General features: G+C 71.8%; 2 protein-coding genes. One reads left to right on the top strand and one right to left on the bottom strand.

The window, feature by feature from the left end:
* Positions 1-2486, top strand: a 2486-nt coding sequence (locus tag QZT63_RS09460) for an AAA family ATPase (protein WP_290650631.1), incomplete at its 5' end; no start/stop codon positions are given.
* Between the two features lie 18 nt (positions 2487-2504).
* On the opposite strand, the gene QZT63_RS09455 is transcribed toward QZT63_RS09460, so the two are convergent.
* The coding region (locus QZT63_RS09455) for a cyclic nucleotide-binding domain-containing protein (RefSeq protein ID WP_290650630.1) at positions 2505-2943 on the bottom strand (439 nt) is incomplete at its 5' end.

The following is a 2943-nucleotide window of genomic DNA, read 5'->3' as shown; positions in this document are numbered from 1 at the left end:
TCGCCCAGGGGGTCGTGCCGGGCCGCGCACGCGACATCGCGCTGTTCCTCGCCGGCATGCTCGGGTTGGAGCTGCCCGACGACGACGCCGCGCGGCTCGGCTTCTTCCCCACCGACCAGCTCCGGGCCGAGACCTTCCGTGCGGTCAACGAGCTCGTCGCGGGCGTCGCGGGGCGGCGCCCCCTCGTGCTCGTGCTCGAGGACCTCCACTGGGCGGACTCGGCCACCGTCGACCTCGTGACCCAGCTCCTGGACACCGCCGAACGTGCACCGCTCCTGCTCCTGCTCGCCTTCCGCCCGCGACGCGACGACCCCTCCTGGACGGTCCACGAGCAGGCCGAACGCGAGCACCCCCACCTGCACGTCACGATCGAGCTGGCACCCCTCGGAGACGACGCGACCCGCGACCTCGTCGCGTCGCTGCTCGAGGTCGACGGTCTGCCCGAGCGGGTGCGGTCCACGATCCTGGACCGCTCCGAGGGCAACCCGTACTTCGTCGAGGAGGTCATCCGGTCGATGATCGACCAGGACCTGATCCGCCGGGACGGGGAGCGCTGGACCGCAACCGCTGAGATCGGGCAGCTGGTCGTCCCCGACGCCCTCAGCGCCCTCGTCACGAGCCGGCTCGACCGCCTGGACGACGGGGCCAAGGACGTCGCCCAGGCTGCCAGCGTGCTGGGACGCGAGTTCCGCTACGACGAGCTCGTGGCCGTGCTCGGGGATGTCGCCGGGCTCGACGACGCGCTGATCGAGCTCCAGCGGCGCGAGTTCCTCCGGGAGGTCGCGCGCGTGCCGAAGCGGCGCTTCCGCTTCAAGCACAGCCTGATGCAGGAGGCGATCTACGAGACCGTGCTGCTACGCACGCGGTCCCAGCTCCACGCCGCCGCCGCCGACCTGCTCGAGCAGCTCCAGCCGGAGCGGGTCGAGGACATCGCCGAGCACCTGCTCCGCGGCCGACAGGTCGAGCGCGCGATCCCCTACCTGCTGGACGCTGGAAAGCGGGCCCTCCGGGCCCACGCCCTGCCGGAGGCGCAGCGCCGCTTCGAGCAGGCCGTCGACCTCCTGGCGGACAGCGACGACCCCGACCTGCTGCGGCGGGCGCTGGAGGGCCTCGGGCAGGCCAAGGAGCTGGCCTTCGACTTCGAGGGGGCGGTCGAGGTCTACACCCGGCTGCGCGACGAAGGCGAGCGGCGCGACGACACCCCGATGTGGATCTCCGGGCAGAACAAGCTGGCCTTCATCACCGGCATCATGCTCGGGCAGCGCGACGAGGCGCTGGCGGACCTGACGGACGCGGAGTCCCGCGCCAGAGGCGCCGCCGACGAGCTCGGGCTGGTCGAGGCCTGCATGAAGAAGTGTTACCTGCACACGCTCGGGGCGGAGTTCGACGAGGTCGAGCACTACATGCGCGAGGTGAAGCGCCTCGGCGCCGAGCTCGACGACGACGAGGCTTTCCTCTTCGGCCTGAGCCACCTCGCCGCGACCAACGTCTTCCTGACCCGCTTCGACGAGGGCCTCGCCCAGGCGGAGGAGGCGCTGGCCAAGGCCGAGGAGGTCGGCCACCTCAAGTTCCAAGCGGAGCTGTTGTCCTTCGCGATCCCCGCCTGCCACATGCGCAACGGGAACATGGAGGCGGGCATCGCCGCGATCGAGCGCGGCATGGAGATCGCCCTGCGTATCGGCAGCCGCGAGGACGAGGCCTTCGCGGCCGGGGCGCAGGGCCGGCTCGCGATGATGCGAGGCGATCTCGAGGACGCCCTGGCTTCCCTCCGCCGGGCAGTGGCTGCGGCCGACGCGACCGGCATCCCGATGATCCGAGCGATGGGCCTGTGCCTGGAGGGCAGCTGCTACCTCCAGATCGGCGGTCCCATGCTCCAGCGCGCCGTCGACCTGCACACGCAGACCTTGGAGCTCATGTCCATGCCCACGGGGTCGACGCTCGCCACCTGGCTGGCTGCCGACATGGCCCTGTGTGCCCTGGAGGCCGGCGACCTCGATCGTGCGGCTGAACTGGTCGACAACGCGCTGCACATGCCGAACTCGATGATGTACCTGATGCGGCCGCAGGCGCTGCTCGCCGCCTCCCGGCTCGCGCTCGCCCAGGGCCGTCCCGACGACGCACGCGCCCACGTCGACGAGCTCGAGGCCTACGTCGCCGAGCGGCAGATGCAGGACCAGGCGATCACAGCTGGCCTGGCCAGGGCGGTGGTCGAGGCCGAGACCGGCAACCACGCCGAGGCCGTCGAGCATCTCGAGCGCTGCGCAGACATCGCAGCATCCACGGACCTCGCCCGGGTCCTCCTCGACGTCCGAGCGCTCCAGGCCCGGTCGCTCGATGCCCTGGGACGGGACGAGGAGGCCGCCACGGTCCGTTCGGACGCCGAGGGCATCGTCGATCGGATCGCGAGCTCGTTCCACGACCCCGACCTCAGGGCGGCCTTCCTGTCGGGATCCCGGAAGCTGCTCGCGGGGTCCGGGGCCGGCTGAGACGGGTGGCCTGCCGGGTCACATCGTCGCGAGGCGCTCCGCCAGGGTCCCGAGCATCGCCTTGGCCACCTCCGGCCGCTCCTCGAGGATGGCCGACAGCTCGACCTCGCCGAGGACGAGACCGTGGACGCCGTCGGCACCGGCCACGACGTCCGCGGCCCGTGGCCGGCCGCTGAGGAGCGAGAGCTCGCCGACATGCTCAGCGGGCCCGTAGGTGCGGATCAGCTCGCCCTCCGGGCGGCGCACCTCCACCTCGCCGGCGATGACGACCAGCATCTCGTCCCCGGTGCTCCCGTAGCTGAAGACGGCCTCGCCGGGTTCGTAGCGTCGCTCGGCGGTGACCACGGCGATCCGTTCGAGGTCCTCCGCGTCGATCTCGGAGAACATCGGCACCTGCTGGAGCGCGACGACGCGGTCGACGGTGTCGAGGGTGCGGATCTCCTCCATGTGCGTCGGC

The organism is Aquisalimonas sp. (genome assembly GCF_007120195.1).
Classification (GTDB): Bacteria; Pseudomonadota; Gammaproteobacteria; order Nitrococcales; family Aquisalimonadaceae; genus Aquisalimonas.
This window is presented reverse-complemented; position numbering and strand designations above follow the sequence as displayed.